Origin of the sequence: Pedobacter ginsengisoli, assembly GCF_030244015.1 — a bacterium.
Lineage (GTDB): Bacteria > Bacteroidota > Bacteroidia > Sphingobacteriales > Sphingobacteriaceae > Pedobacter > Pedobacter ginsengisoli.
Map to the genome: position 1 here is coordinate 914,416 of NZ_JASSYX010000002.1, position 25,719 is coordinate 940,134.

A 25,719-nucleotide genomic window follows, 5' to 3' on the forward strand; every position below is an offset into this window, starting at 1 on the left:
TACTAAGAGACTATCTGGTTCGCTCGTCATGCTGATTTATTTCAGCATCCTGGCCTTGCAGGATGTTACTTTCTATTCCGGGATACTGAAATAAATTCAGCATGACGTGAGGTTATAAAAAAAGCTCCCCGGTAATCGGGGAGCTTTTCATTTACAGGCCAGTAGAAGGTTGTAGTTAATCCGCAACCCTTTTCAGACCAAATTTCTCTATTTTGCTATACAAGTGACTGCGCTGAATATCGATGTCATCTGCAGTTTTAGACACATTCCAGTTGTTCTTCTCCAGTTTAAACTTGATGAACTCCTTTTCCGCATAATCCTTATAATCCTGGAAATTGCTGAATTTTTCATAATTGAAAGCACCGCCGCTTCCGTTGCTGTTTGCAGGTGCATGGTTGCTTCCATTAGCCGCACCAATATTGGTGCCACCGCCCGGATTTGCAAATGCACTTACATCATGCTCAGTAATGGTTTTGTCACTCAGAATGATCAAACGCTCGATCATATTGTGCAGTTCCCGCACATTACCTGTCCAGGGCAGGTTCTGCAGTGCAGCTATCGCACCTTCACTGATCTTTTTAACAGGCATACCATATTCCTTGCAGATGTCTTCCAAAAAGTTTTGCGCGATCTCCGGGATATCTTCAGTACGCTCCGTTAACGGGGGTACGTGGATGTTGATCACATTCAGACGGTGGTAAAGGTCCATCCGGAAGTTGCCTTCCTCAATCTCCTTCATCAGGTCTTTGTTGGTAGCCGCAAGCACCCTCACATTTACCTCCAGTTCTTTCTCGCCACCCACACGGGTAATTTTATGTTCCTGTAAAGCTCTAAGTACCTTTGCCTGTGCTGAAAGGCTCATGTCTCCGATCTCATCCAGGAAAAGCGTACCACCATTTGCCAGTTCAAACTTACCGATACGCTGTTTAACAGCTGAAGTGAATGAGCCTTTCTCGTGTCCGAAAAGTTCACTTTCAATCAATTCGGAAGGAATGGCCGCACAATTTACCTCTATAAGCGGGCTGTCCGCACGGTTAGATTTTTCATGTACCCAACGGGCTACCAGCTCTTTACCGCTTCCGTTTGCACCGGTGATCAGTACACGGGCCTCAGTAGGGGCTACACGTTCTATAGTTTCTTTGATCTTGTTGATGTTATCAGACGAACCCAGGATATCCCTTGTCTTGCTGACCTTACGTTTCAGTACCTTGGTTTCAGTAACCAAAGTGCCCCTGTCCAGCGCATTTCTAACCGTGATCAACAGCCTGTTCAGGTCAGGTGGCTTGGAGATAAAGTCAAATGCACCTTTCTTACTGGCTTCTATCGCGGTTTCAACCGTGCCATGGCCCGATATCATAATGAAAGGAAGATCAGGACTATAGGCAAGTGCCTGTTCCAGCACCTCCATACCATCCATCTTGCTCATTTTGATGTCGCAAAGAACGAGGTCGTATTTCTTTTTCTTTATGAGATCAAGTCCGTCTACACCATTGTCAATATCGTCAACTTCGTAATTTTCATATTCTAAGATCTCACGTAATGTGCTTCTTATCGCCCGCTCATCATCAATTATTAACAGTTTCGCCATGTGGTGTGTTAAAATTTTATTATCCGTATGCTAATATATTACTTTTATCAGTAATGCATTATAAAATCAAAAAAATGCAAGCCTGTAAGCCGGGTTCTGTTCCCAATAAATCGGGATTCTATCATTAATCCAGTATAAATGTTGCCATTTATCTCTAACGACCTACCCACTAACATCGGGCGAGCAGCCCTACATGCGTTAGCCTATTTGGTCTTTCAACTCCCGGGGTTTACCAGTCTTGCCATCACTGGCAAAAATCGTGAGCTCTTACCTCACGTTTTCAACCTTACCTGTGTCAATGGCTTAGCCTTGCGGCATCGGCCAAATCCCATCGGCGGTGTGCTTTCTGCGGCACTTTCCGTATCTCGATTTTACATCGGGACCCTTCCCGTTAGGAAGCGGGATGCTCTGTGTTGCCCGGACTTTCCTCTCCGAAACGAGTTCGCAGCGATAGAACAGCTTGCATTTTTGCTGTAAAGATACAAAAAAAGGTATTCTTCTCTAAGGCTGGACCTTTTACTCTGAAAAAGAGCAAAAATCCTATGCCTTTTCGAAGAACAACCTTTTTTTGTTATTGGGCGCAAAAACTGGGAGAATAAAAAGGAAAGAAGGACAAAAAAAAATGTATTCTTCTCTAAGGCTGGACCTTTTGCTCTGAAAAAGAGCAAAAATCCTATGCCTTTTCGAAGAACAACCTTTTTTTGTTATTGGGCGCAAAAACTGGGAGAATAAAAAGGAAAGAAGGACAAAAAAAGGTATTCTTCTCTAAGGCTGGACCTTTTACTCTGAAAAAGAGCAAAAATCCTATGCCTTTTCGAAGAACAACCTTTTTTTGTTATTGGGCGCAAAAACTGGGGGAATAAAAAGGAAAGAAGGACAAAAACTGGGAGAATAAAATCGGGTAAAAAAATCCTTTTATTTCGTAATGTACAGCCGTTTAGAGTTCCCTGTAATGGATTTTATTCTGCCAAAGTACTTTTCATCGTCAAGCTTATTGTAATAGCTGACCTTTACATTACCTATTGATTTTACCTTTCCCTGGGGCTCATTAATGTCAAAAGCATTGTAGTATTTAATGTCGATGTCGCCGATTGATTTTAAGGTGCCGGCCTTATCGTGGATGTCAAAACTGTTATTATAAGCAATTTTGATGCTTCCTATTGACTTCAGCCTGCCTTTAATGTCGTGGATATCATAGCTGTCATTGTAGTCAAATTTTATGCTTCCTATGGATTGGATCTTACCCTCCTTGTCCTTGTCTGAACTGTCAAAATACGTTATTGGCTGGTTGGCAATAGAAGTTGGATTGCCTTCAGTATTATAAAAACGATCATAAGAGGGGCCGTTATCATTATCATTGCCCGAATCACTTCCGTCAACCTGATCTACATAAAAAATTTTTCCCTCCGGCCCCAGGCCAATGATGATTTTTGAATTTAATATCAATTCGATAGACCTGAGACCCTGTATTTTATCTGAAACCCTGAAATGCGCTGCTGTGATGTTTTGTGCATTGGTCTGTGATGCTACAATGAGCATCAGTAATGTAACCAGTAGGTGTCTGCAATTAAGATAGATAGATCGGCTCATTGGTTCTTTTTTTATAGATGGTTACAAATTCTTGATATTTACCCCAAAACAAAGTTTTTTTTTAATGCGATTGTCGGTTTACATTTGTCAGGTTCTCTGGTGCTTTGGTTTGGTCATATTTGCGTGTTTAATGAATTTACAAATTTTATGGATATGAAGGTGGATAATGATAAAGAAAAAGAAAAGGGCCCACAGGCTCCGTCAAAGCCCTACGATACCGAACGGATCATTACGACCGTCAACGACATTGACTTTTCAGGTACGTATTCCTACGCTAACTATTTAAACTGGCACATACAGGAGCGTTTTGAGCTGATCAAAGGAAAGATCTTTAAAATGACTGCGCCTTCTACAAAACATCAAAGGTTTACCGGACGGATATTTTTGGAATTGGGCAATTTTCTGAAAGGGATGAAATGCGAGGCTTTTATTGCTCCGTTCGATGTGCGCTTTCCTTACAAATCCAAAGACGATGTTGATGTAACTACCGTGCTCCAGCCAGATGTTTGTGTAGTATGTGATCCAGGGAAAATCGACAGTAGAGGCTGTCTGGGTGCGCCCGATATCGTTGTTGAAGTTCTGTCTCCGGGAAATAACAGGAAAGAACTGGACAATAAATACAAAGTCTATGAAGAGTTTGGTGTGCGTGAGTACTGGATAATTCATCCTTCAGAACGGACCTTGATTCAATATGTGCTCAATGACGAAGGAACATTCGTTGCTGGAAGACCATATGCCGGAGGAAATGAACTGGTGTCGGACTTGCTGCCCGGTTTCAGGCTGAACATTGATGAACTGTTTATGAATTGTGATGATGAAGATTAGGCTAACGTTCTGAAGATCAAGTTAATCTGCTAAATAAGCATCAATGCTCCATTTGTAAAGCGGAACGGTAGCCAGCAGGAGGCTGGCAGCGCTGACCGCAAAAACGGAATAATTGAATGGCGCCCTGTATCCGGCGAAAAACAACATGGATAATGCAAAGGCGAGTGTCAGTGCAAAACTCCCGATGGCGGCTAATTTTGTTTTATAGCCGATGATCAGCAAAATCCCAAACAAGATTTCTCCAATGGTAGCCAGCGCGCCCATGACTTCGGCTGTTCCAGCATTGAGGTATGGGAGCAAACTATTGGTATAAACAACAAAATTGTGCCAGTTGCCCCAGCCGACATTCGGCTCTCCCGGGGCACCCAACAGCCCAAACCTGTCCAGTACAGGCAGGATAAAGCCGATTCCAAGTGACAATCTCAAGAATAACTGAGGTATTGCGGATGCATTCATCATATTTGTACATTTTTGATAAATGTAGATATTCAGTTGCTGACTAATGTTGAAATATTGTATTTATTTATTTGTCGCTTTCAATTCCTTTTCGCCTGGTATCATCCTGTATATTACAGGGATGTCTTATGTTAACAAATGATTACCATCTTGTTAAAACCGCAATTGTCTGTTTAATTGGGTATTATAAACTTATTTTTATAAAACAATTAATTTTATTGACCATGGAAATGAACTATTTAATTGTGGCTGCTGTATTACTGCTGGTGATCATTTTGATAATCTGGATGATTCGCAGGAATCAGAAAGACAAAAAGAAATTTGAAAAAGAGATTATCAATTCTGAATTAAAGCCTGAATCACATAAAGAGGATAAAGTTTGATTCTGAACAGGAGTGCTCTTTATGTGGCTGATGGTTATTAAACCAAGTCTTAAAAACCGAAGCTGTTCAAAGGAATTGTATTACATCCCCTGAACAGCTTCGTTTATAAAGGTTTATGAATTAAGGCCAAGCCTGATTGCGGCTTCCACAGGACAATATTGTTCCTTGCCTTCTATTTCAAAATCACTTCTGAGCAGCAACGGGGGTTGGGCCAGAAAACGGGGTTCTGTTCCCTGGTGCCGTTGTGCCCTGTGCACCAGAAAAGGATGGCAGAGGTATACTGTCCCTGCCTTTCCGGTGGCGTATATTTCTTTTTTTACTGGCAATTCAGCCGCTTTCTCAGCGAGATCAGGCAGCTTTTCTGCTAATTCCATAAATGACAGCCCGGCATCTCCTGCAGGCTTTAACAGCCTTGCGACGTCGAGATGCGATCCCTTTAAGATTATTGTAGGGGCATCCAGTTCAGTGACATCGGAAAACAGAAAAAGCATCAGCAAGGCCCGGCCTTTTGATTTTATGTTGATACGTGCGCCGAAATAGTCATTTGGATCGGCTCCGGCAAAACCGGCATCTACATGCCAGCCGGTATCTCCTGAATCAACCCCAGAGGGGAAGCGGACTGGAAAAGCACCCATGCTCATGCAGGGAATCCATTTGCATGTACCCGCAAGCTGATCGAATGCCCCTTGAAGGACTGTTGTATTGGCGGCTTTGGTGAATGGTTCCTGTGTATACATACCCAGCCAGACCACGGGCTGTGTCCAGGTGCTGCTGTCATTGGGGTCTGCAGGAATGTCTTTCCACAGAATATTTCTTGCTTCGCTGGCAAGTTCCGTAGAAAAGGCATTGTCAATGCGGACGAAGCCGTCCGTAATAAAGGATTGTATTTGTTCCTGATTTAAGATTTCGTTCATAATGATTAATATAAATGTTCAGACAATAGATAGTTTATTGCCCTGGCGGGCAGTAAATCAAAATACTGATGGTCAGAAGACCGGGGAAATTTATATTAAAGCATTAATGTCATTCTCATTGTGCAAATATATTGATTAATCATATTTATGATTAGGCTTTGTGAATTTTTATATAAGACTTTCTGCGGGAATGTGTCATGACTCTCTTCGGACAACAAGGGAACTGCTACGCATCTGCGAAGCATCTGCTTAGGGGTTGGTTCGCTTGTGGGGCGACCAAAGCCCTAAGGAGGAGTTAGAAAGCTTCTTCATAGATGTGACGTTGAGCAGGGAGAGAACTTATATTGATTTTAGCAGACAGCGGTAGCGGATATGATTATTTTGTTTGGTGGTTAACGTTGCTGTTGAAATATTATATAAGTTTGTTTGATTTTAACTAAATTAGTTCAAGGGAAAACTTAACATCATGGCTGCTTATAGTGCATATTCTGATCAGGAACTGACTGTTTTGTTAAAGCAGGGCGATCAATACGCTTATGCCGAGATCTATGGCCGCTATGTTAAAGGACTGGTTCGTTTTGCAGAAACTAAATTGTATAGCCTTGAAGACGCACGTGACCTGATCCAGGATGTTTTTGTGGGATTGTGGAGTGATCGGGATTCACTCGAAATAAATGAAAGCCTAAAGTCGTACCTGTTTGGGATCGTACGTTTTCAAATCATCAACAGAATAAGGAAAAATATCGTCCGTGAAGATTATGCAGCAAAGCTAAGGGCGCTTTCGCCAGCTTACGTATCACTGGAAGAAGAATTGGAATTAAAAGAACTGGAAAGCAACATCAAAGCCAAATTGAGTGAACTGCCTGAAAAAACGCAGGCTATTTTTCAGAAAAGCAGGGAACAGCACCTCAGTATTAAGGAAATTGCCGAAGAACTCAACTTATCGGAGCAGACAGTAAAAAACCAGATCAGTATAGCCTTAAAGTACCTTAAGAAGTCTTTTTCTGCTTTCTTTTTTACCATCTTCTGGTAGGTTTTGGCGCTGATGTTATATTCCTGTTAAAAAAACATTAAAAAATTTCGGTACTATTTGTTCTGTCAAACTACTACCGTATTAGAAAGCAAAAAATGAGTACAAAGCACATCATAGAACTATTGGCCCGATATGAAAAGGGAGAATGCACAGAGGCAGAAAAAGCATTGGTTGAACAGTGGTTTGAGGCGCATGGTGCTGCTGATTCCAGCTTTGAGCAGATGGATAGTGATGAACAGCAAAAATGGGTAGCCGCTTTATTTAAGGATATCAATCAACAAAATGAAATTAAAGCAATTCCACCTGTAAAACGTTTATGGCCACGTATCGCGGTAGCCGCTGCCGCGGTGGCCGTAATGACTTTGGGAGTGTGGCTTTACTATGCATCATCTATAAACGGTCGTCATCCTGACGCAGGTCAGGACCCCGGAAGCGCACAGTATGCCAACGACATAGCACCAGGTAAGAATGGTGCGACGATTACTTTGGGTAATGGAAGGGTGATCCAATTGAGCGATGCGAAGAGCGGGGTTGTAGTTGGAAATGGAAAGATATTCTATTCGTCATTGCGAGGAGGGGATCCTTCGCTTCGCTCAGGACAGGCTGCGCAACCCCATGATGAGATTGCTTCGATTCCTCGCAATGACGGGGTGGGAGAGAATAGCATGATGCTAACAGCGAGCACCACCCGCGGGCAGACGTATCAGTTTACTTTACCAGATGGTACGAAGGTCTGGCTCAACGCAGATTCAAAAATATCGTTCCCTTCACAATTTTCTGGAAGAGAACGCAAAATATTGTTAGAAGGTGAGGCTTATTTTGAAGTGTCAAAAGATAAAGCACATCCTTTCATTGTACAAAGCGATGGGCAGCAGGTGACTGTACTTGGTACGCATTTTAACATTAATGCTTACCGGGGCGAAGGCAATATTAAAACGACTTTGCTGGAAGGTTCAGTACGTTTAACTAACCACTCTGCAGTAAACGGTCGTCATCCTGAACTTGTTTTAGGACCCCGCACCAGTGAAATACTACTTAAACCCAACCAGCAAGCCACAAACACCGGCGCTGCTATAAAAGTAGAAGCCGTAAACGCAGCCGATGCTATAGCCTGGAAAAGCGGCAGGTTTGCCTTTAACAGAGCCAGCCTGGAAGCTGTATTGCACGAAATGAGCAGATGGTATAACGTAGACGTTAAATACCCTGATGGCATACCTGATGAACAGTTTACGGGGAACATAAACCGGAACAATACCCTGGCCCAGGCGCTTGATATATTGAAGTTTATGAAAGTGAAATTTGAAATACAGGGCCGCACCATAGTTGTAAAGAAATAAAAAAGACATCATCCCTTTAACTAACCATATAAACCAAAAACTAACCCAAAAATGAGAACAGAAAAACGAATATAAAGGAATGATGAACAGGGGGCTTTAAATAAGAAGCCGGATAGTAGTTCGAAGTACCATCCGGCGGTCGATTGAGCTAACCTTTCCCTAAGGCCTAAGCCGACAGGGATAAAAACAATTGCTAGAACAATATTTTATCAACTCAACCAAAGTAAAGTTATGCATTTATTTGCTCATAACCCAGGTGTACGTTTATTGCGTATACCGTCTAAACTGCTGTTAATAATGAGGCTAACCACTTTCATTTTAATGATTGCCCTGGCCCAGGTAAGTGCCAGAGGATTCGGACAGAAAATAACCCTGAATGAAATTAACGCGCCTATTGAAAAAATTCTACAATCTATAAAAAGCCAATCCGACTATGGTTTTATTTACAATGTAAAAGACCTGAACAACCACAAAGTAACACTTAAACTTAAGGATGCTACCATTGAAGAAGCCGTAAAAAGCCTGACCAAGGACTTACAGCTGAGCTACAAAATTGTAAACAAAGATATTGTGTTGACCCGCGAAGAGCCTTCCCTACTGGACAAACTTTTCAACGTCATTTCGAACCTCGTGAGAGATCTAACCGTGCGCGGGGTAGTAAAAGATCAGGATGGGAAACCACTTCCAAACGCAAGTATCCGGGTAAAAGGGAAAAGTGCTGTCATCAATACTAACCAAAACGGGGAGTTTGAAATCAGGAATGTGGCAGAAGATGCTGTGCTGTTAGTTGGCTATGTAGGTTATAAAACTTTGGAGATACCGGTTAGGGGGGCGGTGATTCCATTGGAGATTAAGCTGGAAATGCAAACAGGGGAACTGGAAGAAGTTAATGTAACTTATAACACTGGATACCAGACCTTGCCGAAAGAAAGAGCAACAGGATCTTTTACAATAATCGACAATAAAACATTAAACCAACAGATAGGTTTAAATATCTTGAAAAGACTGGATGGGGTAACCAATGGTGTGTTATTTAATACAAACCGAGGTAATTCTAATCCCCAAAATCAAACGAAAATATCAATTAGGGGCTTAAGTACAATAAATGGGCCTTTAGATCCACTGATTGTTCTGGATAATTTTATCTATGAAGGAGATATCAATAACATCAACCCTAATGATATAGAAAATATTACGGTTTTAAAAGATGCAGCGGCTGCCTCAATATGGGGTGCAAGGGCAGGTAATGGTGTAATTGTAATTACCACAAAAAAAGGCAGGTTCAGTCAGAAAACCAGGATTGATTTTAATACAAATGTTTTAATAACTGAACGACCGGACTTGTTTTCGGTTCCCCAAATGCAAGTTAAAGATTATATAGAAATGGAAGAATTTCTATTTAACAAAGGATATTTTAATAACCAGATCAATGGAAATAATTACAGGTCCCTCATTCCATCTGTAGAAATCTTTTTAAAGAGAAGAAATGGTCTGATTTCTAAATTAGATTCTGCCAATCAAATTGATGTTTTAAAACAAATAGATACCAGAAAAGAATACAATAAAAGCTTTACACGCAATGAAATTGCGCAGCAATATTCATTAGCTATCAGGGGTGGCAGTGAAAAGAACGCTTATACCGCTTCAGTGAATTATGATAAGAATCGAAATTATTTAAATGCGGATTATGAAAAGATCAATTTGAGTGTAAACAATACTTATAAGCCAACTAAAAAGCTTGAGGTAAATTTATCCCTTTACTATACCAATAGCGAAGGTAAGAGCGGTGCACCAGATTTTCAGATATTGCAAACTATAGCTTCAAGAAATGTTTCCTATTTAAAATTCGAAGATGAGGGAGGCAGTTCGCTACCGGTTACCAATTTATACCGCAACGCCTATTTAGACACCGCTGGGGCGGGAAAGCTATTGAATTGGAGATATTATCCTTTGGATGATTACAAGCATAATTATCAAACTGCCAAAATAAATGAGATGATAGGAAATATTGGTTTAACCTATACCATCTTTAAACCTTTCAGTGTTTCAGTAAAATATCAATATCAGCGCCAAGACACCAAAGGTGAAGGTTTGGCTGACGAAGAAAGTTTTTATACCAGAAATAATATAAATCTGTTTAGTCAGCTAAACCGAACAACAGGCATAGTCAAATATAATGTACCCATGGGTGGAATATTAGCGTTGTCCAATTCGGTGTTAAGTGCACACAATATTAGGGGACAGGCAAATTTAAATCAAAACTGGAAAAACCATGCTATCTATGGAATTATAGGCGCCGAAATACGTGAAATGGAGAATACGGGAAATAGTTCAACAATTTATGGGTATAAAGGCTTACCATTGATTTATACAAATGTTGACTACATAAATACTTACAGAACATTTGTGGATGGCAGTTTTCAATCAGTACCTGGTGGCCCCAGTCTATCCAGCGGCACTAACCGATTTGTTTCCTTATTCTCTAATTTCTCTTATGTACTCCTAGATAAATATACAGTATCCGCAAGTGCCAGAAAAGATGGTTCAAATATTCTTGGCGTAAACACCAATGACAAATGGAAACCTTTATGGTCTGCAGGTTTGAGTTGGGATATTACCAAAGAAAAATTTTACAAACTAAATTGGCTACCCACCTTTAAAATAAGAACCACTTTAGGAAGCAGCGGAAATGTAGATTTGAGCCGGTCTGCTTTGCCGATTTCATTTAACATCTCTCCTTCGGCTAACTCCGCATTTCCGAGTACAAGGATAACCACTTTAAACAACCCCGAGCTGCGATGGGAGCAATCGAAACAATTCAATTTTGGATTTGATTTTGCTTTAAAAAATGCGATAATTTCTGGCGGTGTAGAATTTTATATAAAAAAGGGGACAGACTTATATGGGCCTACTCCTTTTGATTATACCGCTTGGGGCGGAGGCAAGGAAATCACAAAAAATGTTGCCAACATGAAAGGACATGGAATAGATGCCATCATAAAAAGTGTTAACATGAATCGTTCACTTAGATGGGAAACAACGTTCCTACTTAACTATAACAATAGTAAAACAACTGCTTATTTTATTTCAAGTGCGCAAACAGGTACAAGCTTATTTGGTGCTGGCAGGGCAATTTCACCAGTTATTGGTAAACCACTTTATGCAATTGCGGCCTATAAATGGGCAGGCTTGGATATTGAAGGTAATCCTCAGGGATTTTTAAATGGAGAAAAAAGTAAAAATTATATGGCTCTGGCAGCCGAAATATCAAAAAATGGGATTGCCAGTGAAAGCGCTGTTTTTATCGGTTCCACCGTTCCGGTAACTTTTGGCTCAATAGGCAACAGTTTTTCATGGAAAGGTGTATTTATGGACTTTAATATTGTGTATAAATTTGGCTACTATTTTAAACGACCTGCTTTGCAGTACAGCGCACTTGCAGAGATGGGTGCCGGTCATATAGATTATGAATCCAGATGGTTAAAGCCAGGAGATGAAACTAGAACAAATATCCCTTCGTTTCAATATCCGATAGATAGCCGCCGGGATGCTTTCTACGCAGCGTCGGAAATCAATGTGCTAAAGGCCGATCACATCAGATTGCAATTTGTAAATGTCGGTTATACATTTAGCAGACCCACAAAAAGAGAGCTTTTTAGTCAGCTACAAGCGTATGTCAACATTTCCAATATAGGAATATTATGGCGTTCCAACAAAGATAATCTGGATCCGGACTACCCTGGTTTAACTGTACCATCAAAAGGATTTGCAATAGGCTTGAAGGGTAACTTCTAATTGCTTTAGGATTATGAAAATAAATTTTAATAATGTGGTTATGATATTAAAAAACGACTTTATGAAACTTAACAACTATTACTCCCTGCCAAAAATATTCCAGATCTTTTTATTTTCTTTTCTTGTAACTATCTGCTGCTCTTGTAAAAAGTACCTGGATAAAACACCGAATGATAAACTTTCTGTTCCTTCTTCACTGGAAGATTTGCAGCGTTTGATGGACGATGCAGTTAGCATGAATAATGCAACTGTAAATATGGGCGAGGCATCTTCAGATGACTATTTTTGGACAAATGATATGTATGATGCTTTGGATTTGATAGACCGGCATGCTTATACCTGGATATATGACGATTATAATTTTGGTAGTGATTGGTCCTATTCCTACCTGCCCGTTTTCAATTCAAACTTTTGCATTGAAAGTATTCAAAAAATTCAAAAGACAGGATTAAATAAAACCATGTGGGACAATGTGATAGGCTCAGCATTATTTTTTAGGGCTTATCATTTTTATAATCTTGCTGGGGTTTATGGAAAAGCATACGATGTGAATTCTTATGAAAAAGATTTAGGCATTGTATTGAGGTTAAATTCTGATTTTAATATCCCTTCTTTAAGAGCATCTATTAAAGACACGTATGCCCAGATTATTAAGGATGCGGAAGAGTCTATAGGATATTTGCCAGAACAACCTCAGCATGCGCTACGCCCCTCAAAACCGGCTGCGTACGGACTGCTTGCGCGCTGTTACCTTTCCATGCGCTTATACGATGATGCCTATAAATATGCCGACCTCTGCCTTAAACTTAAAAGTAGTTTGATAAATTTTAATGGAGATCCGGACATCAGCATTAATGCAAATGCCCCCTTTACAAAGTTCAATAAAGAAACCATTTTCTATACAAACACCTCAGGCTTCAGAAAGCTTTATGCCGCAACGTTTGCATTGGCAGACACAAATTTATATGTGTCTTTTAAACCTGGTGACTTAAGGAAAGCGGCTTACTTTGCACCTTCTGGTAAGTATTTTAAGTTTAAAGGTAACTATACAGGCAGTGCAAGCCTTTATTTTTCAGGAATAGCGGTTGATGAAATGCTGCTGATACGAGCGGAGTGTGCAGCAAGGGCGGGAAAGTTGACCGAAGCTATGGCTGACCTAAATTTGCTTTTAATATCCAGATGGGATAAAAATACACTATATGTGCCAGTATCAGCAGGTAATGCCAAAGAGGCAACAGACATTATTCTGGCAGAAAGAAGAAAGGAATTGCTCTTTAGATCCATCAGATGGACGGATATTAAACGATTGAATAAGGAAAATTATAATATTATCCCCAAAAGAGTAGTAAAGGGAACAGCATATACGCTTGAACCTAATGAAGGAAGATATGCTATGCCTTTGCCTAAAGATATAATTGATATAACCGGTATGCCCCAAAATCAGTATTAAACCTCAGTCATATGTTTACGAACAGCTATAAAAAAATTGTGTTATACATAATTATAATTGGCACGACAATGCACAGCCAGGGGCAGGTAATAATGCCCAAAAAAGCAGCAAATATAAGCTATGCTCCATTGCATGTTGGTGATACTTTACCCGATATCATTTTTAAAGATTTAACCAATTATCCTTTGAAAAACCCTCCCGCCGCTCATTTCAAGGGTAAAATCATGATCCTTGATTTCTGGTCTACTTACTGTAGCAATTGTATAGAAGGTTTTTCAAAAATGGAAGCATTACAGCAAGAGTTTACTGGCAAAATGCAAATTATCCTTATCAATTCAATAGAGACAAAAGAAGTTATCGAAACCAGGATGCAAAAAATGAAAAAATACATGCCAAATGTAGGTCTATCTGCTTTGCCAGCTGTAAATGGGGATGCAAACTGGAGGTTCCTATTTCCGCATCGTTCGGTTCCGCAACATGTTTGGATAGATATCAAAGGAAAGGTGGTGGCGATTACAGATGACAAAGCGGCTACCAGTTTAAATGTTAAAAAATTGCTTGAGGAAGGAAAAATTAATTTGCCATTGAAAGATGATCTGCTGAATAAGGAAGTGAAACAAATCGGGCTATTATTACCCGTTGATGCTACACTTCCAGATATATATTATAGTTGTTTTATGCGCTATTCCAGACGTATTGGCAATTTACCATCTAGTCCTTACGATAGAAGTAAAGATGGCATGGCAAGTAGATATACATTTATCAATAGCATATCTGGTTTGTATAAAACAGCCTTTTCCAAGGTAAATGCTGCTTCGGGTATTCCAATCCGAATGATATTTGAGGGAATTGATGTCAGTAAATATCAATTGCCTTTAGACCAATCTAAAGTTAATGAGTGGGGAGAAAAATATGGTTACGTATATGAACTTCGGGTTCCGGTTGAACAAGAAAGCAACTGGCAGGAAATTATGCAGGAGGACCTCAATCAATATTTTGGAAGATTACAAAGAATTAACGGAAGAATTGAAAAACGGCGGTTCCAAAGCTTGGTACTAATAAAAAAAGCAAATCTTACTTTAAAGAAAAGGGGGATGGCCTTTAAGAGGATATTAGGACAATTACGAAATCTTGAAAATATGTCGGTTAATCGCCCTTTTATTGATGAATCTGGCATTACAGGGTTTGTTGATTTTGAACTAAAGGGTGACCTAAGCAATTTAGAAAATATCAAACATCAATTATTACCGAATGGCCTGGATATTATAGAAGCTGAACGGACAGTTGATGTATTGGTAATCAGAAATAAAAATCAATACTAATTTAGGTGAGTTAATAAGCCAGGCCGCGGATGCGGCCTGCTTTGTTTATGTTGATGCCCCTCTTAATTCTCCTACAGCTCGGAAAATTGAGATGCACTTTTAACAGAATTACCAGGATTCCCTTTTTAAATCTATAAAATAATTTTTCCTATAAAAAGACCATAGTTTACCGCTCTACAGCTGCTCAAAGATAGGTTTTAACAGGTAAAGGCTTAACAATACACAGGCAGGGCATAGGTACACCACGCCTTGTCATTGTTTGTTATGTCAATTTTTTTATGTCAACCGAATTATAAACTAAATAATGAACGATTATGGAAGTACTTTACATGGAAGTAAAAGCCCTGCAGGGAATGTTACAAATCTGCCCCTCAACGGCCAAAAAGAAGATTGCAAAAGTCAGGAAGGCCCTTGGCATTCCGAAATACGAAAAAGTAACGGTCGAGGAGTATTGCAAAGAGCATAGATTGAACTACGATACGGTGCAAAAATTATTGCAGGAAGGTATGAAAAGAAAGTAATAAGGTTTAACGATGTCTGTAGAGGTAGCGATAATTAGGAGGGGTTTACCTGTTGCCTTACTTTTGATTCATCAACCAACCTATTTGATATGAACAGCTCTTTAACAATTAGTATTTACAGGCGGGCAGGACGGCAGGCTTCGCTGGTTTTTAGAAGGGGAAATAAGGTTTTGTACCGGATCACGACCGTTGAGCATGCCCAGGCTGTGGTAAGGGTTTTTGGTGGTTATGAAGCTGATCTGAAGAAAAATGAGGCTGAGCCTGAGTTTGTGTTTGAGATTTTATGCCCCAGGAAGAGGAATAGGGCCGTGGAAATAGGATTGGATGGTGGCCGGGCTCATTTGTATGTGTATGAGCTGGTGAGTGGGGAGCTTTCTCCTTGTTTTAGATGGAATGGAAGCAGGGATGAGTTGTTTGAGGCTTTAGGCCAGCTTTCGCTTATGGCGTTTATAAACAGGTATTGAGATTTTGGTTTTTCGCCTTTTTGGTAAGGCATCCCTGGCTTGTCCCTGACTCAGGAATCGGGACGGTCTGAATAGCGCAGGGTAAAGCAGTGTTTTACAATTTAATTTTATGTTTATGGGACGTTTAACTGGTGGTCCTTACTACTTTTTGATAGGCAGGACCGGTAACAACGTTGGGCGGGTAAGAAACGGCAAAAATACGTTTTCTATGCGTCCGCATCCTAGCAGTAAACCGCCTACCGAGGCGCAGCTTGCTGTGCGTTTTCCTCTGGGTATGTTTGCAGCCTGGCTGAGCTGGATTTCGCCTGTCATCGAGACTGGATTTCAGGACTATGATGAAGGTGAGTCGGCTATGAATGCTGCGGTGGGGTACAACATTAAAAACGCCGTTACCGGCGTGTATCCGATGCAGGCCATTGACTATCCAAAAGTGCTGCTGAGCAGGGGAAAGGTAAGTGGTCCGAGTAGTCCTGTTATGGCGACTACTGTGGATGCGCAGCTGGACATTACCTGGTCTGATGTGATCGAGAGTACGATTGGCTTGCCGACAGACATGGCAACTTTTGTGGTGTACAATCCGTCAAGGGGTGCTTTTGCGGTGAGGTCTGGTGTGGTAGCGAGGTCTGCTGAGAGCTATGACATCTCGCTGCCATCTGCCTGGAGCACGGAGAATGTGCATGTGTACATGATCTTTGTGGAGGTTGAGGGCAAGGCTGTAAGTACGAGTGCTTATCTGGGCGCTACGGTAGTGCAGTAGTTAAAAATGGTGGTCTCCTCCAGGGCTCGGTTTTCAAGGCGCGAAAAGCGCATGAAAACAATGCCCATCGGAGTCACCATTTTTTATGGGAAAACAGGGCGGTTAAAAGGTATGCGCCTGGAACAAAATGTGGGTGTCTGTGACCGGGCATCAGCGCCCTTTGTGCCCCTTCAGGCACCTAAGGGATGCAAACCGGGAGCAGATTCCCACATTTTGTTAGATAAGAAAACAATTGTTAATTAAATTTTGAAAGAAGATATCATGGGAATTATGAAGAACGGCCCTCATGGGCCGGTATATGGCAGAGTCGGCAATCTGGTAACGTATAGGGTACTGAACAAGGATGTGGTAAGGATGGTGGGTGAGAATAATAAGCCGCCTAGTTTGGAACAGCTGGCCTGCAGGCAGCGAATGGCTGTGGTGGTTGCTTTTCTGCGTCCGCTGACTGATTTTATTAATATTGGTTTTGCACTGAAGGCCAGAGCTGCGAATAAGTATCCTTATAATATGGCAGTGTCATATAATGTAAAGCATGCTTTGGCTGGGGTGTATCCTGATGTGGTAATGGATTATGCTAAGGTGATGGTGGCAAACGGGAATTTGTCTGTGGCTGTCAATGCAGGGGTATTATTGGCAGATGAAGGGTTACGTTTTAGTTGGGATGCCGGTAGTGATATGGGTATTGCGGAGCAAAGGCAAAGGGTGATGATGCTGGCCTGCTTTCCGTTATTGCAAAAGGTGATGTGCTTTATTGGTGGTGCTGAGCGGGTTGCGGGAACGGATGTGCTGTATTTGCCGAATGATTTAAGGGCTGCGTACATGGAGATTTACATTTCTTTTATCAGTGTAGGTAACAATGAAGTTGCAGACAGTGTTTACCTGGGCAGGCTGCACTAGGTTATCTGCTCAATTTTCCTATTTTTACCCAACCACACAAACGTTTAGGAAAATGAGAAACCACATCAAACCTGTTTTAGGCTTCGCTTTAATGGCATTGCTTGTATCCAATGCAGCGAAAAGCCAAACCACCGGCAACAACAAGTATGTAAACACTTTTATAGGAACCTATCCGCTTACTGATCCTAAAATACTGGGTTATGAGCTGCCAAAAGGCTGGAGGTCATGGGCGGGATTGACATTCCCGGGAAGCTCTATGCCCAATGCGATGGTTCAGCTGAGCCCGATCACTGAGTATGGATCTGGCGCTGGATATGAATATGAAGATGACATCATTTATGGTTTTGCGCATACCAATAAAGGTCACTGGAACCTGTGCAATATTCCACTGATGCCGGTGTGGGAAGGGGGCATTGCATCTGCGAAGGCGGCAATTGATGCCTCAAAAAACACCCTTGAGGGCAGGAGCAGAAATCCTAAGGAATTTGGTTCTAAATTTTCACATCAGAAGGAAAGTTCAGCTCCCGGTTTTTATCAAGTTTACCTGGAAAACTACAAGACTACGGTAAGTCTGACCTCTACGCTTAGGTGCGGTTATCACAAATATGATTTTGAAAATAACACAGGCCGCCAGATCGTATTTGATCTGGGGAGATCCAATAACAGAATTTCCAACTGGGAGATTGAGCAGGCAGGTACCAATGCGTTAAAAGGCAGTCAGCGTACAGGTGAGCGGATTTATTTTTATGCAATATTGAATACCGGCATTACAGCTGTAGAGAAAACGGATGAAGGTAAGGCTGGTGGATTTGCCCGTGTAAAGCTGTCTGATGCGGGAAAAGGTCCTGTAGAGGTTAAAATAGGGATTTCATTTGTGAGTACGGAAAATGCAAAGGAGAACCTGGAAAAGGAGATTGGAAATAAAACGTTTGAAACGGTACGCCAGGAAGGCGCTCAGACCTGGGAACAGGTGCTTTCCAAAATTCAATTGAAGGGCGGCACTGAAAAGCAAAAACAAATGCTGTATTCTTGCCTGTACCGCTCTTTGTTATGGCCGGCGCTGAGGAGCGATGTAAACGGGGAGTACACGGACGCAAAAAGAAACGTCGTGAAATCAACGGATTTCAATTATTATACAGAGCCTTCCTTATGGGATACTTACCGCAATAAAGATGTGTTATTGGGTTTGATCTCGCCTAAGGTTGCTCTTGATGTGATCAAGTCGATGAAGGATGTGGGTGACAAGAAGGGGTTTATTCCTACCTTTTTTCATGGTGACCACGGGGCTTCTTCCATTGCAGGGGCATATTTGAGGGGGATTGATGATTTTGACATCAAAGGTACTTATGAGATCTTATTGAAGAATGCAAATGTGGAGGGCGGCGCCCGCCCACACATCGCCGAGTATATTAAAAAAGGATACATTTCGGATCCCGATATTCCTAATCCGGAGGTAGAGACTAAGGCAAAGGCTGGTGTGTCTAAGACCCTGGAGTATTCTTATGACGATTATTCTGTGGCGCAGATCGCAAAAAAACTGGGAGATACTGCAAATTACAGGATCCTGATGGCGAGGTCTAAGAATTATAAAAATATGTTTGATCCGTCGACAAGGTTTATGAGGGGAAGGCTGGAAAACGGAGACTGGATCAAGCCTTTTGATCCGCAGTATCCTTATTATGAGTATATGTACAGGGAGGCAAATGCCTGGCAGGTATCATTCTTTGCGCCGCATGATATGCCTGGCCTGATTGAACTGTATGGCGGGCCGAAAGGTTTTGAGTCTAAACTGGATTCTTTGTTTACTTTGCCATGGAATCCTAAACACATCGCCAGAAACGTGGAAACTATGGTAGGCCAGTATTGTCATGGCAATCAGCCTGATCATGAGGCGCCTTTTGGTTATACTTTTATCGGCAAGCCTGAAAAAACACAAAAGGTTCTGGATAATATTTTGAATAACCTGTATGGTATTGGCGAGAAAGGTCTGGCACTTTCAGGTATGGACGATGCGGGTGAGATGTCTGCCTGGTATGTGATGAGTGCGTTGGGTTTGTATACTTTTTCGGCTACAGATCCGGAATATCTGGTGACTGCGCCTTTGTTTGATGAGGTAAAGTGGAAAACCAGCAGCGGTAAGTTGCTGACGATCTCGAAGCCGGGTAAAGGCCGGGGAATTGCTGCTATAAAGGTTGACGGGAAGCTGAATAAGGGTTACTTTGTTTCTCATGACCTGTTTAAAAATGGCGGTAAGATCGATATAACTACCAAATAAGTTTTTCTAGTGTTTCTTCAGGGAACTCATAGTGATGCCTGCGAGTACGCAAACTGATCCGATGATATGTATGGTGCTGAGTGGCTCATGCAGGAAGATAAAAGCGGTGAGGACACCGACAATGGGTTCGAGGTTGAGAAAATTGCCTACTTGTGCTGCGGGCAGGGTCTCTAATGCTTTGTTGTACAGGAAGTAGCATAGGGCCGATGCTATGGCGCCCAGGTAGATCAGGGCTAACCATTCATTTGCTGAGAGAGAGATGGTACCGCCATGGTTGTACAGGTCGATGAGTGCGGCGGGCAGCAGCAAAATGGTGCCCGAAAATCCGCTGAGACAGGTAACCGTGAGTGAGTTGATGTGGTCAAGTTTCCTGGAAATAATGGTGTAGACTGCCCAGCAGATCATTGCTGCGATCATCAGCAGATTGCCTTTGAGGCTGTCGCCGCTTTGGTCTCCGTTTGTAAAGAAGCCTACAGCTGCGACTCCTGCGGTAGACAAAAGGATGCCGGTGATCTGGAATTTGTTTAGTCTTTCTTTGAGAAAGATGACACCAAGGACGGCGATGGCCACAGGCAGGAAGCCCTGAATCAGCGCCCCGGTTGATGCGGAGGTATACAGCAGGGATATATTGAAAGCAATGTAAAAGAGTGTAATTCCCGTTAGCCCCATGAGGGTGAGATAGGCGTAGTCGGAGCGCTTTAGGTGGCTGATGCTGGCCTGTTTGCTAAAAATAAATACCGGCAGCAGACAAATAGAAGCAATGAGGAACCTGACAAAGGCAAAGAACAGTGGCGGAATGTCTGCTACTAAAACTTTGGTTACGGCGATGGTACTGCCCCATGTGAGCATGACAAAAATAATGCTGGCAAGACCAAAGTATTTTTTCATTTGTTTACAAACCGACTGGACCAGTATTTTGTTCTGACGAGGTAATAATCGTCTGCAAGTGGTTTGTAGTCGAGGTAAGTAAATCCTGTTGTTTTGTATGGTTTTGCGGGTTCTATCTGCGTGCCTTCATGCCATTCGTTGAATGAGGTGATGGCAATGGCTGAGGGTTTTACGGCTATTGCTTTTTTCCAGTAGTCGTCGTAGTATTTGCCATTGTCCCTGTTTTGGGTATTGATGGCATTTTCCGGGCGGATGCGCTCATCGATATAACCAGGGCCTACACATGGGATGAACTGTTTTTTGTTCTGTATGGCCCATTGCTGCATGTCTGCCCAGTTTTTTGGGTCGGAGCCGTACCGGAATACTTTAGAGACGAAATAGGTGTAAAAGCCATCAAATCCGGATGTTTTGAAGAATTCTTGCTCGTTGCTGTTTACCCAAAGTCCCATAAAATCTGAATTGTATGGTGTTTTACGGATGCTCTGGCTTCCTTCGGCATTGAGCACTTCGGCCCATTCCGGGACTTTGCTCAGGTAAGAGTCGTAAACGAAGAATAGTGGTTTTTTGGTGTCCTCCGCACGGTAAAAGGCGGGGTGTTTGCCCCAGGTGTCGATGATGTATTTGACATCTGCTTTCACGGTGAGCGGGCTTCTGGCTCCGTAAGGCTCTATCTGAAAGCCTACTTGTACTCCTGCTTTTTGTGCTTCTGCGAAGATCACGGGAATGCTTTCGGCGGTGAAGTGGTCTTTGCCCCAGTAAGTCAGGAATATGGCATCAATGCCTGCCTTTTTGATCATGACCATGTGTTTGCCAATGAGTACAGGGTCTTTGGTGCTGTAGTTGCCCAGGCTCGGAAAGAAGTTGGAGCCGATGTTGTCCCCGCCTGGGTATCCTTTTTTGTCGCCATTGTTCCAGTGCGACCAATGCTGGTCTGTGCCGTCGAAGGCCGGGGTCTGGTACCAGTTGTAGTAAAAACAGAATACTCTTTTGCGGGCTGCTTGGCTTTTTTGGAATGCGGTAATGAGCAGGAGCAGCAGTGCTGCTGATAGTAATATTTGGTTCTTTTTCATTTGTGTGCCGATCTGTGTATCAGCACCTAAATTATAAAAAATACTTTACTTACAGTTTTTAAGGTCTTCGGCTATTTGTTCAGGTTTATACATACCTTGTTTGTTTCCATAGGAATTGGTGATGTATACTATGAGCTGGGCGATGTCGATATCAAAAAGTTGTGCGTTATCAGGCATTTTGCCTTCGTAATCCTGGTTGTGGATGGTTACAGTGGTGTCTGATCCGTTTTTAATGAGACAGGCCAGTTTTTGTTTGTTTTGTTTTAGGTACACGGTATCGGTGAGCGGCGGAACGAGTTTGCCCAATCCTTCGCCATTGGCTCCATGGCAGTTCTGACAATGTTTGATATACAGGTCGCGGCCGTTGGTATAGTAGATCTGCTGTTTTAGCTCATCAGAATTCTGACAGGAATAGATGATCGACGCAATGACGGACAGGGTAAGGAAGGTGAGCAAGGTCTTGCGCATTATGGTTCTTTAATTTTAGTGCTGAACTATTTCTTTTCTTCCGCAAGCAGGACCGGGATGTCTTTTTTCAGTTGTGCTACCTGTTCGGGATTGGTGCCATCATAGGCTCCGCGGATGTGTTTGTCTTTGTCAATGAGTACAAGCCATCCCTGGTGCACGTAGTTTTCTTTGGCGGTGCTGTCTTCCATCACGGCTACTAAATAATCTTTTTCGGCAATCTTGTAGACGCTGTCTTTGCTGCCATAGGCGAACTGCCACCTGGCTCCGTCTACACCGAGTTTAGTTGCGTATTTCTTTAACTTGGATGGGATATCGTATTTAAAGTCAATGGTGTGTGATAGGAACATGACATCCGGATTGTCTTTGTATTCGTCAAAGATTGTTTTCATGTTGCGGTGCATGGTTGGGCAGATGGTGGTACATGAAGTAAAGAAGAAATCGGCGATATAGATCTTGTTTTTGAAGGTGTCGCCGGTCACTGGCAAGCTGTCCTGGTTCAAAAAGCTAAATGCCGGAATGGTTTTGTAAACCGTGTCGACAGTGGTGGTACCATCTGCATTTTTAACTTCTTTTGTATCTCTGGGGCCAAGTATGGGCAGTGTTCTGCTTTGTTTGCAAGCGGCAAATAGAAGGATGATGCATAAGAATGATAGGGGGTAAATATACCTGGCTGACTTCATAATGGCAGTTAATATTGGTTATTGGATTGTTGCAAAGGTACATTCCTGAAAAAATAAACTGTAATGTCTGGGTAATTATTTAGGTTTTTATAGTCAACTTGACTAAGTTTGCACCAATAAGTTCTTTACTTTCTTCATCAACCGGTATAGGTTTTACTTAATTGTAGATTAATAGGGAATCGTGTGAAAATCACGGACTGTCGCGCAACTGTAAGTAACACAAGGTTTTTACCCTTAGTTTGTCCACTGTTCTGCGGAATGGGAAGGATGGTAAAAATGTTACAAGTCAGGAGACCTGCCTAATATCGATTTGACTATGCTTTCGCGGTTTGAAGCAGGGGTTGAGTTTGGTGTAATGGTTTCTATTTACTCTCGTCTATCGTTACTGAAACAAGTTCATTACGGGCTTTAAGAGATATCTCTTGTTTTGTTTCACAGTTTCTCTGGGACATGAATAGTTCAAGAGATCTCTCATTGCATTCGAGATGACGAGGTGGCATATTTGAGATAACGGCCTGGGGATGATTATGTCTGCCGGGCGGTTCCGTTACATTGTTATTCCTTCTTATTTCTTCTTTCCCGTTCGCATTGCGAAGTTCAGCAAAAAGGGCTTTTAAAGATTTTTTCATCATTAAAAAGCAAGAAAATGCTAACTAACAATCTAGGCTACCCGCGTATTGGTGGCAACAGAGAACTCAAAAAAGCCTGCGAGCAGTATTGGTCAGGCAAGACAACTATTGCGCAGCTGGCGCATACAGGAAGGGACATTCGTAAGCACAATTGGGAACTGCAGAAGGAGGCAGGCATTGACCTGATCCCGTCCAATGATTTTTCCTTTTATGACCAGGTACTGGATTGGTCACTTACTGTAGGGGCCATTCCTAAGCGTTATCATGAGGTGATCATGAACAAAGGCAATGCAGAGCTGGACCTGTATTTCGCGATGGCCCGTGGTTATCAGAAGGATGGTCTGGACATCACTGCTATGGAGATGACCAAATGGTTTGATACCAATTACCACTACATCGTACCTGAGTTTACTAAAGATCAGAAATTTAAATTGTTTTCTACTAAGGTGTTAGATGAGTATAATGAGAGTAAAAGATTAGGTATTAAAACCAAGCCTGTACTGATTGGTCCGGTTACTTATTTGCTTTTGGGTAAGGAGAAAGAGGAAGGTTTTGACAGGATCGACCTGATAAAAAACCTGCTTCCGGTTTATATTGAGGTGTTGAAAAAGCTGGAGGAGCAGCATGTGGAGTGGGTACAGTTTGATGAGCCATTCCTTTGCCTTGACCTGACTGAGAAGGACACAGAAGCTTTCCATTATGTGTATGGGGAGATCAAACGTCAGTTTCCTAAGTTGAAAACCCTCCTGACTACTTATTTTGATGCGCTGAAAGACAATACTTCTCTGGCTGTTTCCCTGCCGGTAACGGCATTGCATATTGACCTGGTAAGGGCACCTGAACAGATGCGTCCTGTACTGAATGTTTTGCCTGATTCAATGCTGCTTTCGGTTGGGGTAGTTGACGGCAGGAATATCTGGAAGAATGATTTTCAGGCTACTTTAGTACTACTTAAATCTTTACTTTCTAAATTTGATGCCAATAAGTTGATTATAAGTCCTTCATGTTCTTTAATACATTCGCCTTGTGACCTGGGCAATGAACATAATGATACTATTTTAACACCTTTGGCAGCTGAAATCAAGCAATGGCTGGCATTTGCGAAACAAAAGGTTGATGAGGTGGTCGTTTTGTCTCAATTGATTAATAATGAAAATGATGCATTGCTGAAATTAGAGGAAAACATTAGGTGTGCTGAAAACAGACGGTCATCGCTTCTGATCCACAATAAGGAGGTGAAAAAAAGGGTGTCGGACATCACCGTAAAAGATGAAAACAGGTTGAGCCCCTTCGCACTTCGGAAGCACGCACAGCATAGGGCTTTGGGTCTTCCGCTGTTCCCTACTACGACCATCGGTTCTTTTCCGCAGACTCCGGAAGTCCGGAGCTGGCGGGCCAGGTATAAAAAGGGTGACTTGTCTCTGGCAGAGTATGATGCGCTGATTGAAAAGGAAACAGAGGAGACGATCCGTTTTCAGGAGGAGTCGGGTATTGATGTGCTGGTGCATGGCGAGTTTGAGCGTAATGACATGGTGGAGTATTTTGGGGAGCAGCTTGCTGGCTTTACTTTTACTAAAAATGGCTGGGTGCAGAGCTATGGCAGCAGGTGTGTGAAGCCGCCTGTAATCTATGGGGATGTATATCGTCCCGCACCGATGACAGTAAGATGGTCTGCTTTTGCGCAGTCGCTGAGCGATAAATGGGTGAAAGGCATGCTGACTGGCCCTGTTACGATATTGCAGTGGTCATTTGTGCGCAATGACCAGCCGCGGTCAGAGACCTGCACGCAGATCGCCCTGGCCATTAGGGACGAGGTGGTTGATTTAGAAAGGGCGGGTATTAAAATCATTCAGATTGATGAGCCTGCGATCAGGGAAGGTTTGCCGTTGCGAAAAGCAGACTGGCAGCAATACCTGGAATGGGCGGTAAGGGCGTTTCGCATCTCTGCAAGCGGGGTAAAGGACGATACCCAGATCCATACGCACATGTGTTATTCGGAATTTAATGACATCATCCAGAACATTTCGGATATGGATGCGGATGTGATCACAATTGAATGTTCACGTTCGCAAATGGAGTTGCTGGATGCTTTTGCAGATTTTAAATACCCGAATGAAATAGGACCAGGTGTGTATGATATTCATTCGCCACGCGTACCGTCTAAGGATGAGATGGTTAACTTGTTGAAAAAAGCCATGTCTGTGATTCCTGCGGCGCAATTGTGGGTAAATCCGGACTGTGGTTTGAAGACCAGGCATTGGGATGAAACGAAAAAAGCACTCATAGAAATGGTGGCTGCCGCAAAAGTACTGCGGGAAAGTGTGGAAGAAGCTGTAACTTTGTAAAAAATACAGGGCAGGAGGAACGAGCCTGCCCT

The 25,719-nt window shown here is 42.3% G+C and carries 21 protein-coding genes, 1 other RNA gene and 1 riboswitch; of the genes, 13 read left to right on the forward strand and 9 right to left on the reverse strand.

Annotation, left to right across the window (positions count from 1 at the left end; genetic code table 11):
* Nucleotides 1–175: 175 nt before the first annotated feature.
* The 3 genes from QEP08_RS11070 to QEP08_RS11080 all read right to left on the reverse strand — a co-directional run bounded on the left by QEP08_RS11070 (nucleotide 176) and on the right by QEP08_RS11080 (nucleotide 3,178).
* Complete coding sequence (locus QEP08_RS11070; RefSeq protein WP_285057932.1) at nucleotides 176–1,588, reverse strand: sigma-54-dependent transcriptional regulator; 1,413 nt, start codon at nucleotides 1,586–1,588, stop codon at nucleotides 176–178.
* 69 nt (nucleotides 1,589–1,657) lie between these two features.
* Nucleotides 1,658–2,055: RNase P RNA component class A (gene rnpB, locus QEP08_RS11075), an RNA gene on the reverse strand.
* Between the two features lie 448 nt (nucleotides 2,056–2,503).
* Nucleotides 2,504–3,178: a hypothetical protein gene (locus QEP08_RS11080; protein WP_285057935.1), complete on the reverse strand. Its 675-nt coding sequence runs from the start codon at nucleotides 3,176–3,178 to the stop codon at nucleotides 2,504–2,506.
* Between the two features lie 153 nt (nucleotides 3,179–3,331).
* Between QEP08_RS11080 and QEP08_RS11085 the strand changes: the two genes are divergently transcribed.
* Complete coding sequence (locus QEP08_RS11085; protein WP_285057936.1) at nucleotides 3,332–4,003, forward strand: Uma2 family endonuclease; 672 nt, start codon at nucleotides 3,332–3,334, stop codon at nucleotides 4,001–4,003.
* 21 nt (nucleotides 4,004–4,024) lie between these two features.
* Here QEP08_RS11085 and QEP08_RS11090 read toward each other — a convergent pair whose 3' ends face one another.
* Nucleotides 4,025–4,462, reverse strand: coding sequence for a DoxX family protein (locus QEP08_RS11090; protein WP_285057938.1), 438 nt, complete (start codon nucleotides 4,460–4,462; stop codon nucleotides 4,025–4,027).
* A 227-nt stretch (nucleotides 4,463–4,689) separates the two neighbouring features.
* On the opposite strand from QEP08_RS11090, the gene QEP08_RS11095 reads away from it, so the two are divergent.
* Complete coding sequence (locus QEP08_RS11095; protein ID WP_285057940.1) at nucleotides 4,690–4,842, forward strand: hypothetical protein; 153 nt, start codon at nucleotides 4,690–4,692, stop codon at nucleotides 4,840–4,842.
* A gap of 113 nt (nucleotides 4,843–4,955) precedes the next feature.
* Here QEP08_RS11095 and QEP08_RS11100 read toward each other — a convergent pair whose 3' ends face one another.
* Nucleotides 4,956–5,756: a phytanoyl-CoA dioxygenase family protein gene (locus QEP08_RS11100; RefSeq protein WP_285057942.1), complete on the reverse strand. Its 801-nt coding sequence runs from the start codon at nucleotides 5,754–5,756 to the stop codon at nucleotides 4,956–4,958.
* Between the two features lie 466 nt (nucleotides 5,757–6,222).
* Between QEP08_RS11100 and QEP08_RS11105 the strand changes: the two genes are divergently transcribed.
* From QEP08_RS11105 to QEP08_RS11150, 10 genes are all read left to right on the forward strand, one after another.
* Nucleotides 6,223–6,789 carry an RNA polymerase sigma-70 factor gene (locus QEP08_RS11105; protein WP_285057945.1) on the forward strand — a complete coding sequence of 189 codons (567 nt, stop codon included), beginning with the start codon at nucleotides 6,223–6,225 and terminating at the stop codon, nucleotides 6,787–6,789.
* A gap of 95 nt (nucleotides 6,790–6,884) precedes the next feature.
* Nucleotides 6,885–8,126 (forward strand): FecR family protein, encoded by a 1,242-nt coding sequence (locus QEP08_RS11110; RefSeq protein WP_285057948.1) that lies wholly within the window; start codon nucleotides 6,885–6,887, stop codon nucleotides 8,124–8,126.
* 321 nt (nucleotides 8,127–8,447) lie between these two features.
* The gene (locus QEP08_RS11115) at nucleotides 8,448–11,921 is read left to right on the forward strand and encodes a SusC/RagA family TonB-linked outer membrane protein (RefSeq protein WP_285058367.1); all 3,474 of its coding nucleotides are present in this window, start codon (nucleotides 8,448–8,450) and stop codon (nucleotides 11,919–11,921) included.
* 61 nt (nucleotides 11,922–11,982) lie between these two features.
* Nucleotides 11,983–13,371: a RagB/SusD family nutrient uptake outer membrane protein gene (locus QEP08_RS11120; RefSeq protein ID WP_285057950.1), complete on the forward strand. Its 1,389-nt coding sequence runs from the start codon at nucleotides 11,983–11,985 to the stop codon at nucleotides 13,369–13,371.
* Nucleotides 13,372–13,382: 11 nt separating this feature from the next.
* Nucleotides 13,383–14,693 (forward strand): TlpA family protein disulfide reductase, encoded by a 1,311-nt coding sequence (locus tag QEP08_RS11125; RefSeq protein ID WP_285057952.1) that lies wholly within the window; start codon nucleotides 13,383–13,385, stop codon nucleotides 14,691–14,693.
* Between the two features lie 314 nt (nucleotides 14,694–15,007).
* Nucleotides 15,008–15,214, forward strand: a complete 207-nt coding sequence (locus QEP08_RS11130) for a hypothetical protein (RefSeq protein WP_285057953.1) — start codon at nucleotides 15,008–15,010, stop codon at nucleotides 15,212–15,214.
* 89 nt (nucleotides 15,215–15,303) lie between these two features.
* Nucleotides 15,304–15,678: a hypothetical protein gene (locus QEP08_RS11135; RefSeq protein WP_285057956.1), complete on the forward strand. Its 375-nt coding sequence runs from the start codon at nucleotides 15,304–15,306 to the stop codon at nucleotides 15,676–15,678.
* A gap of 115 nt (nucleotides 15,679–15,793) precedes the next feature.
* Nucleotides 15,794–16,435 carry a DUF6266 family protein gene (locus QEP08_RS11140; RefSeq protein ID WP_285057959.1) on the forward strand — a complete coding sequence of 214 codons (642 nt, stop codon included), beginning with the start codon at nucleotides 15,794–15,796 and terminating at the stop codon, nucleotides 16,433–16,435.
* A gap of 246 nt (nucleotides 16,436–16,681) precedes the next feature.
* A complete protein-coding gene (locus QEP08_RS11145) occupies nucleotides 16,682–17,332 on the forward strand; it encodes a DUF6266 family protein (protein ID WP_285057961.1) in 651 nt (216 codons plus the stop codon).
* A gap of 52 nt (nucleotides 17,333–17,384) precedes the next feature.
* Nucleotides 17,385–19,607 carry a GH92 family glycosyl hydrolase gene (locus QEP08_RS11150; RefSeq protein WP_285057963.1) on the forward strand — a complete coding sequence of 741 codons (2,223 nt, stop codon included), beginning with the start codon at nucleotides 17,385–17,387 and terminating at the stop codon, nucleotides 19,605–19,607.
* Nucleotides 19,608–19,613: 6 nt separating this feature from the next.
* Here the strand turns inward: QEP08_RS11150 and QEP08_RS11155 are convergent, their stop codons facing one another.
* The 4 genes from QEP08_RS11155 to QEP08_RS11170 are packed head-to-tail and all read right to left on the reverse strand — an operon-like array spanning nucleotide 19,614 to nucleotide 22,713.
* A complete protein-coding gene (locus QEP08_RS11155) occupies nucleotides 19,614–20,495 on the reverse strand; it encodes a DMT family transporter (RefSeq protein WP_285057966.1) in 882 nt (293 codons plus the stop codon).
* Nucleotides 20,492–21,565: a glycoside hydrolase family 99 protein gene (locus tag QEP08_RS11160; RefSeq protein ID WP_285057970.1), complete on the reverse strand. Its 1,074-nt coding sequence runs from the start codon at nucleotides 21,563–21,565 to the stop codon at nucleotides 20,492–20,494. The genes QEP08_RS11155 and QEP08_RS11160 overlap by 4 nt, the downstream gene beginning before the upstream one ends.
* Before the next feature lie 45 nt (nucleotides 21,566–21,610).
* Nucleotides 21,611–22,033, reverse strand: a complete 423-nt coding sequence (locus tag QEP08_RS11165) for a c-type cytochrome (RefSeq protein ID WP_285057972.1) — start codon at nucleotides 22,031–22,033, stop codon at nucleotides 21,611–21,613.
* A gap of 26 nt (nucleotides 22,034–22,059) precedes the next feature.
* Nucleotides 22,060–22,713: an SCO family protein gene (locus QEP08_RS11170; RefSeq protein ID WP_285057975.1), complete on the reverse strand. Its 654-nt coding sequence runs from the start codon at nucleotides 22,711–22,713 to the stop codon at nucleotides 22,060–22,062.
* Between the two features lie 131 nt (nucleotides 22,714–22,844).
* Nucleotides 22,845–23,030, forward strand: a riboswitch (cobalamin riboswitch).
* A 329-nt stretch (nucleotides 23,031–23,359) separates the two neighbouring features.
* Between QEP08_RS11170 and metE the strand changes: the two genes are divergently transcribed.
* Nucleotides 23,360–25,687, forward strand: coding sequence for a 5-methyltetrahydropteroyltriglutamate--homocysteine S-methyltransferase (gene metE / locus QEP08_RS11175; RefSeq protein WP_285057977.1), 2,328 nt, complete (start codon nucleotides 23,360–23,362; stop codon nucleotides 25,685–25,687).
* Nucleotides 25,688–25,719: the final 32 nt, after the last annotated feature.

What these genes read in the sequence shown, in the direction of transcription:
- QEP08_RS11070 (WP_285057932.1), bottom strand. Translation starts at nt 1,588, where the DNA reads ATGGCGAAACTGTTAATAATTGATGATGAGCGGGCGATAAGAAGCACA.
- QEP08_RS11080 (WP_285057935.1), bottom strand. Translation starts at nt 3,178, where the DNA reads ATGAGCCGATCTATCTATCTTAATTGCAGACACCTACTGGTTACATTA.
- QEP08_RS11085 (WP_285057936.1), top strand. Translation starts at nt 3,332, where the DNA reads ATGAAGGTGGATAATGATAAAGAAAAAGAAAAGGGCCCACAGGCTCCG.
- QEP08_RS11090 (WP_285057938.1), bottom strand. Translation starts at nt 4,462, where the DNA reads ATGATGAATGCATCCGCAATACCTCAGTTATTCTTGAGATTGTCACTT.
- QEP08_RS11095 (WP_285057940.1), top strand. Translation starts at nt 4,690, where the DNA reads ATGAACTATTTAATTGTGGCTGCTGTATTACTGCTGGTGATCATTTTG.
- QEP08_RS11100 (WP_285057942.1), bottom strand. Translation starts at nt 5,756, where the DNA reads ATGAACGAAATCTTAAATCAGGAACAAATACAATCCTTTATTACGGAC.
- QEP08_RS11105 (WP_285057945.1), top strand. Translation starts at nt 6,223, where the DNA reads ATGGCTGCTTATAGTGCATATTCTGATCAGGAACTGACTGTTTTGTTA.
- QEP08_RS11110 (WP_285057948.1), top strand. Translation starts at nt 6,885, where the DNA reads ATGAGTACAAAGCACATCATAGAACTATTGGCCCGATATGAAAAGGGA.
- QEP08_RS11115 (WP_285058367.1), top strand. Translation starts at nt 8,448, where the DNA reads ATGATTGCCCTGGCCCAGGTAAGTGCCAGAGGATTCGGACAGAAAATA.
- QEP08_RS11120 (WP_285057950.1), top strand. Translation starts at nt 11,983, where the DNA reads ATGAAACTTAACAACTATTACTCCCTGCCAAAAATATTCCAGATCTTT.
- QEP08_RS11125 (WP_285057952.1), top strand. Translation starts at nt 13,383, where the DNA reads ATGTTTACGAACAGCTATAAAAAAATTGTGTTATACATAATTATAATT.
- QEP08_RS11130 (WP_285057953.1), top strand. Translation starts at nt 15,008, where the DNA reads ATGGAAGTACTTTACATGGAAGTAAAAGCCCTGCAGGGAATGTTACAA.
- QEP08_RS11135 (WP_285057956.1), top strand. Translation starts at nt 15,304, where the DNA reads ATGAACAGCTCTTTAACAATTAGTATTTACAGGCGGGCAGGACGGCAG.
- QEP08_RS11140 (WP_285057959.1), top strand. Translation starts at nt 15,794, where the DNA reads ATGGGACGTTTAACTGGTGGTCCTTACTACTTTTTGATAGGCAGGACC.
- QEP08_RS11150 (WP_285057963.1), top strand. Translation starts at nt 17,385, where the DNA reads ATGAGAAACCACATCAAACCTGTTTTAGGCTTCGCTTTAATGGCATTG.
- QEP08_RS11155 (WP_285057966.1), bottom strand. Translation starts at nt 20,495, where the DNA reads ATGAAAAAATACTTTGGTCTTGCCAGCATTATTTTTGTCATGCTCACA.
- QEP08_RS11160 (WP_285057970.1), bottom strand. Translation starts at nt 21,565, where the DNA reads ATGAAAAAGAACCAAATATTACTATCAGCAGCACTGCTGCTCCTGCTC.
- QEP08_RS11165 (WP_285057972.1), bottom strand. Translation starts at nt 22,033, where the DNA reads ATGCGCAAGACCTTGCTCACCTTCCTTACCCTGTCCGTCATTGCGTCG.
- QEP08_RS11170 (WP_285057975.1), bottom strand. Translation starts at nt 22,713, where the DNA reads ATGAAGTCAGCCAGGTATATTTACCCCCTATCATTCTTATGCATCATC.
- metE (WP_285057977.1), top strand. Translation starts at nt 23,360, where the DNA reads ATGCTAACTAACAATCTAGGCTACCCGCGTATTGGTGGCAACAGAGAA.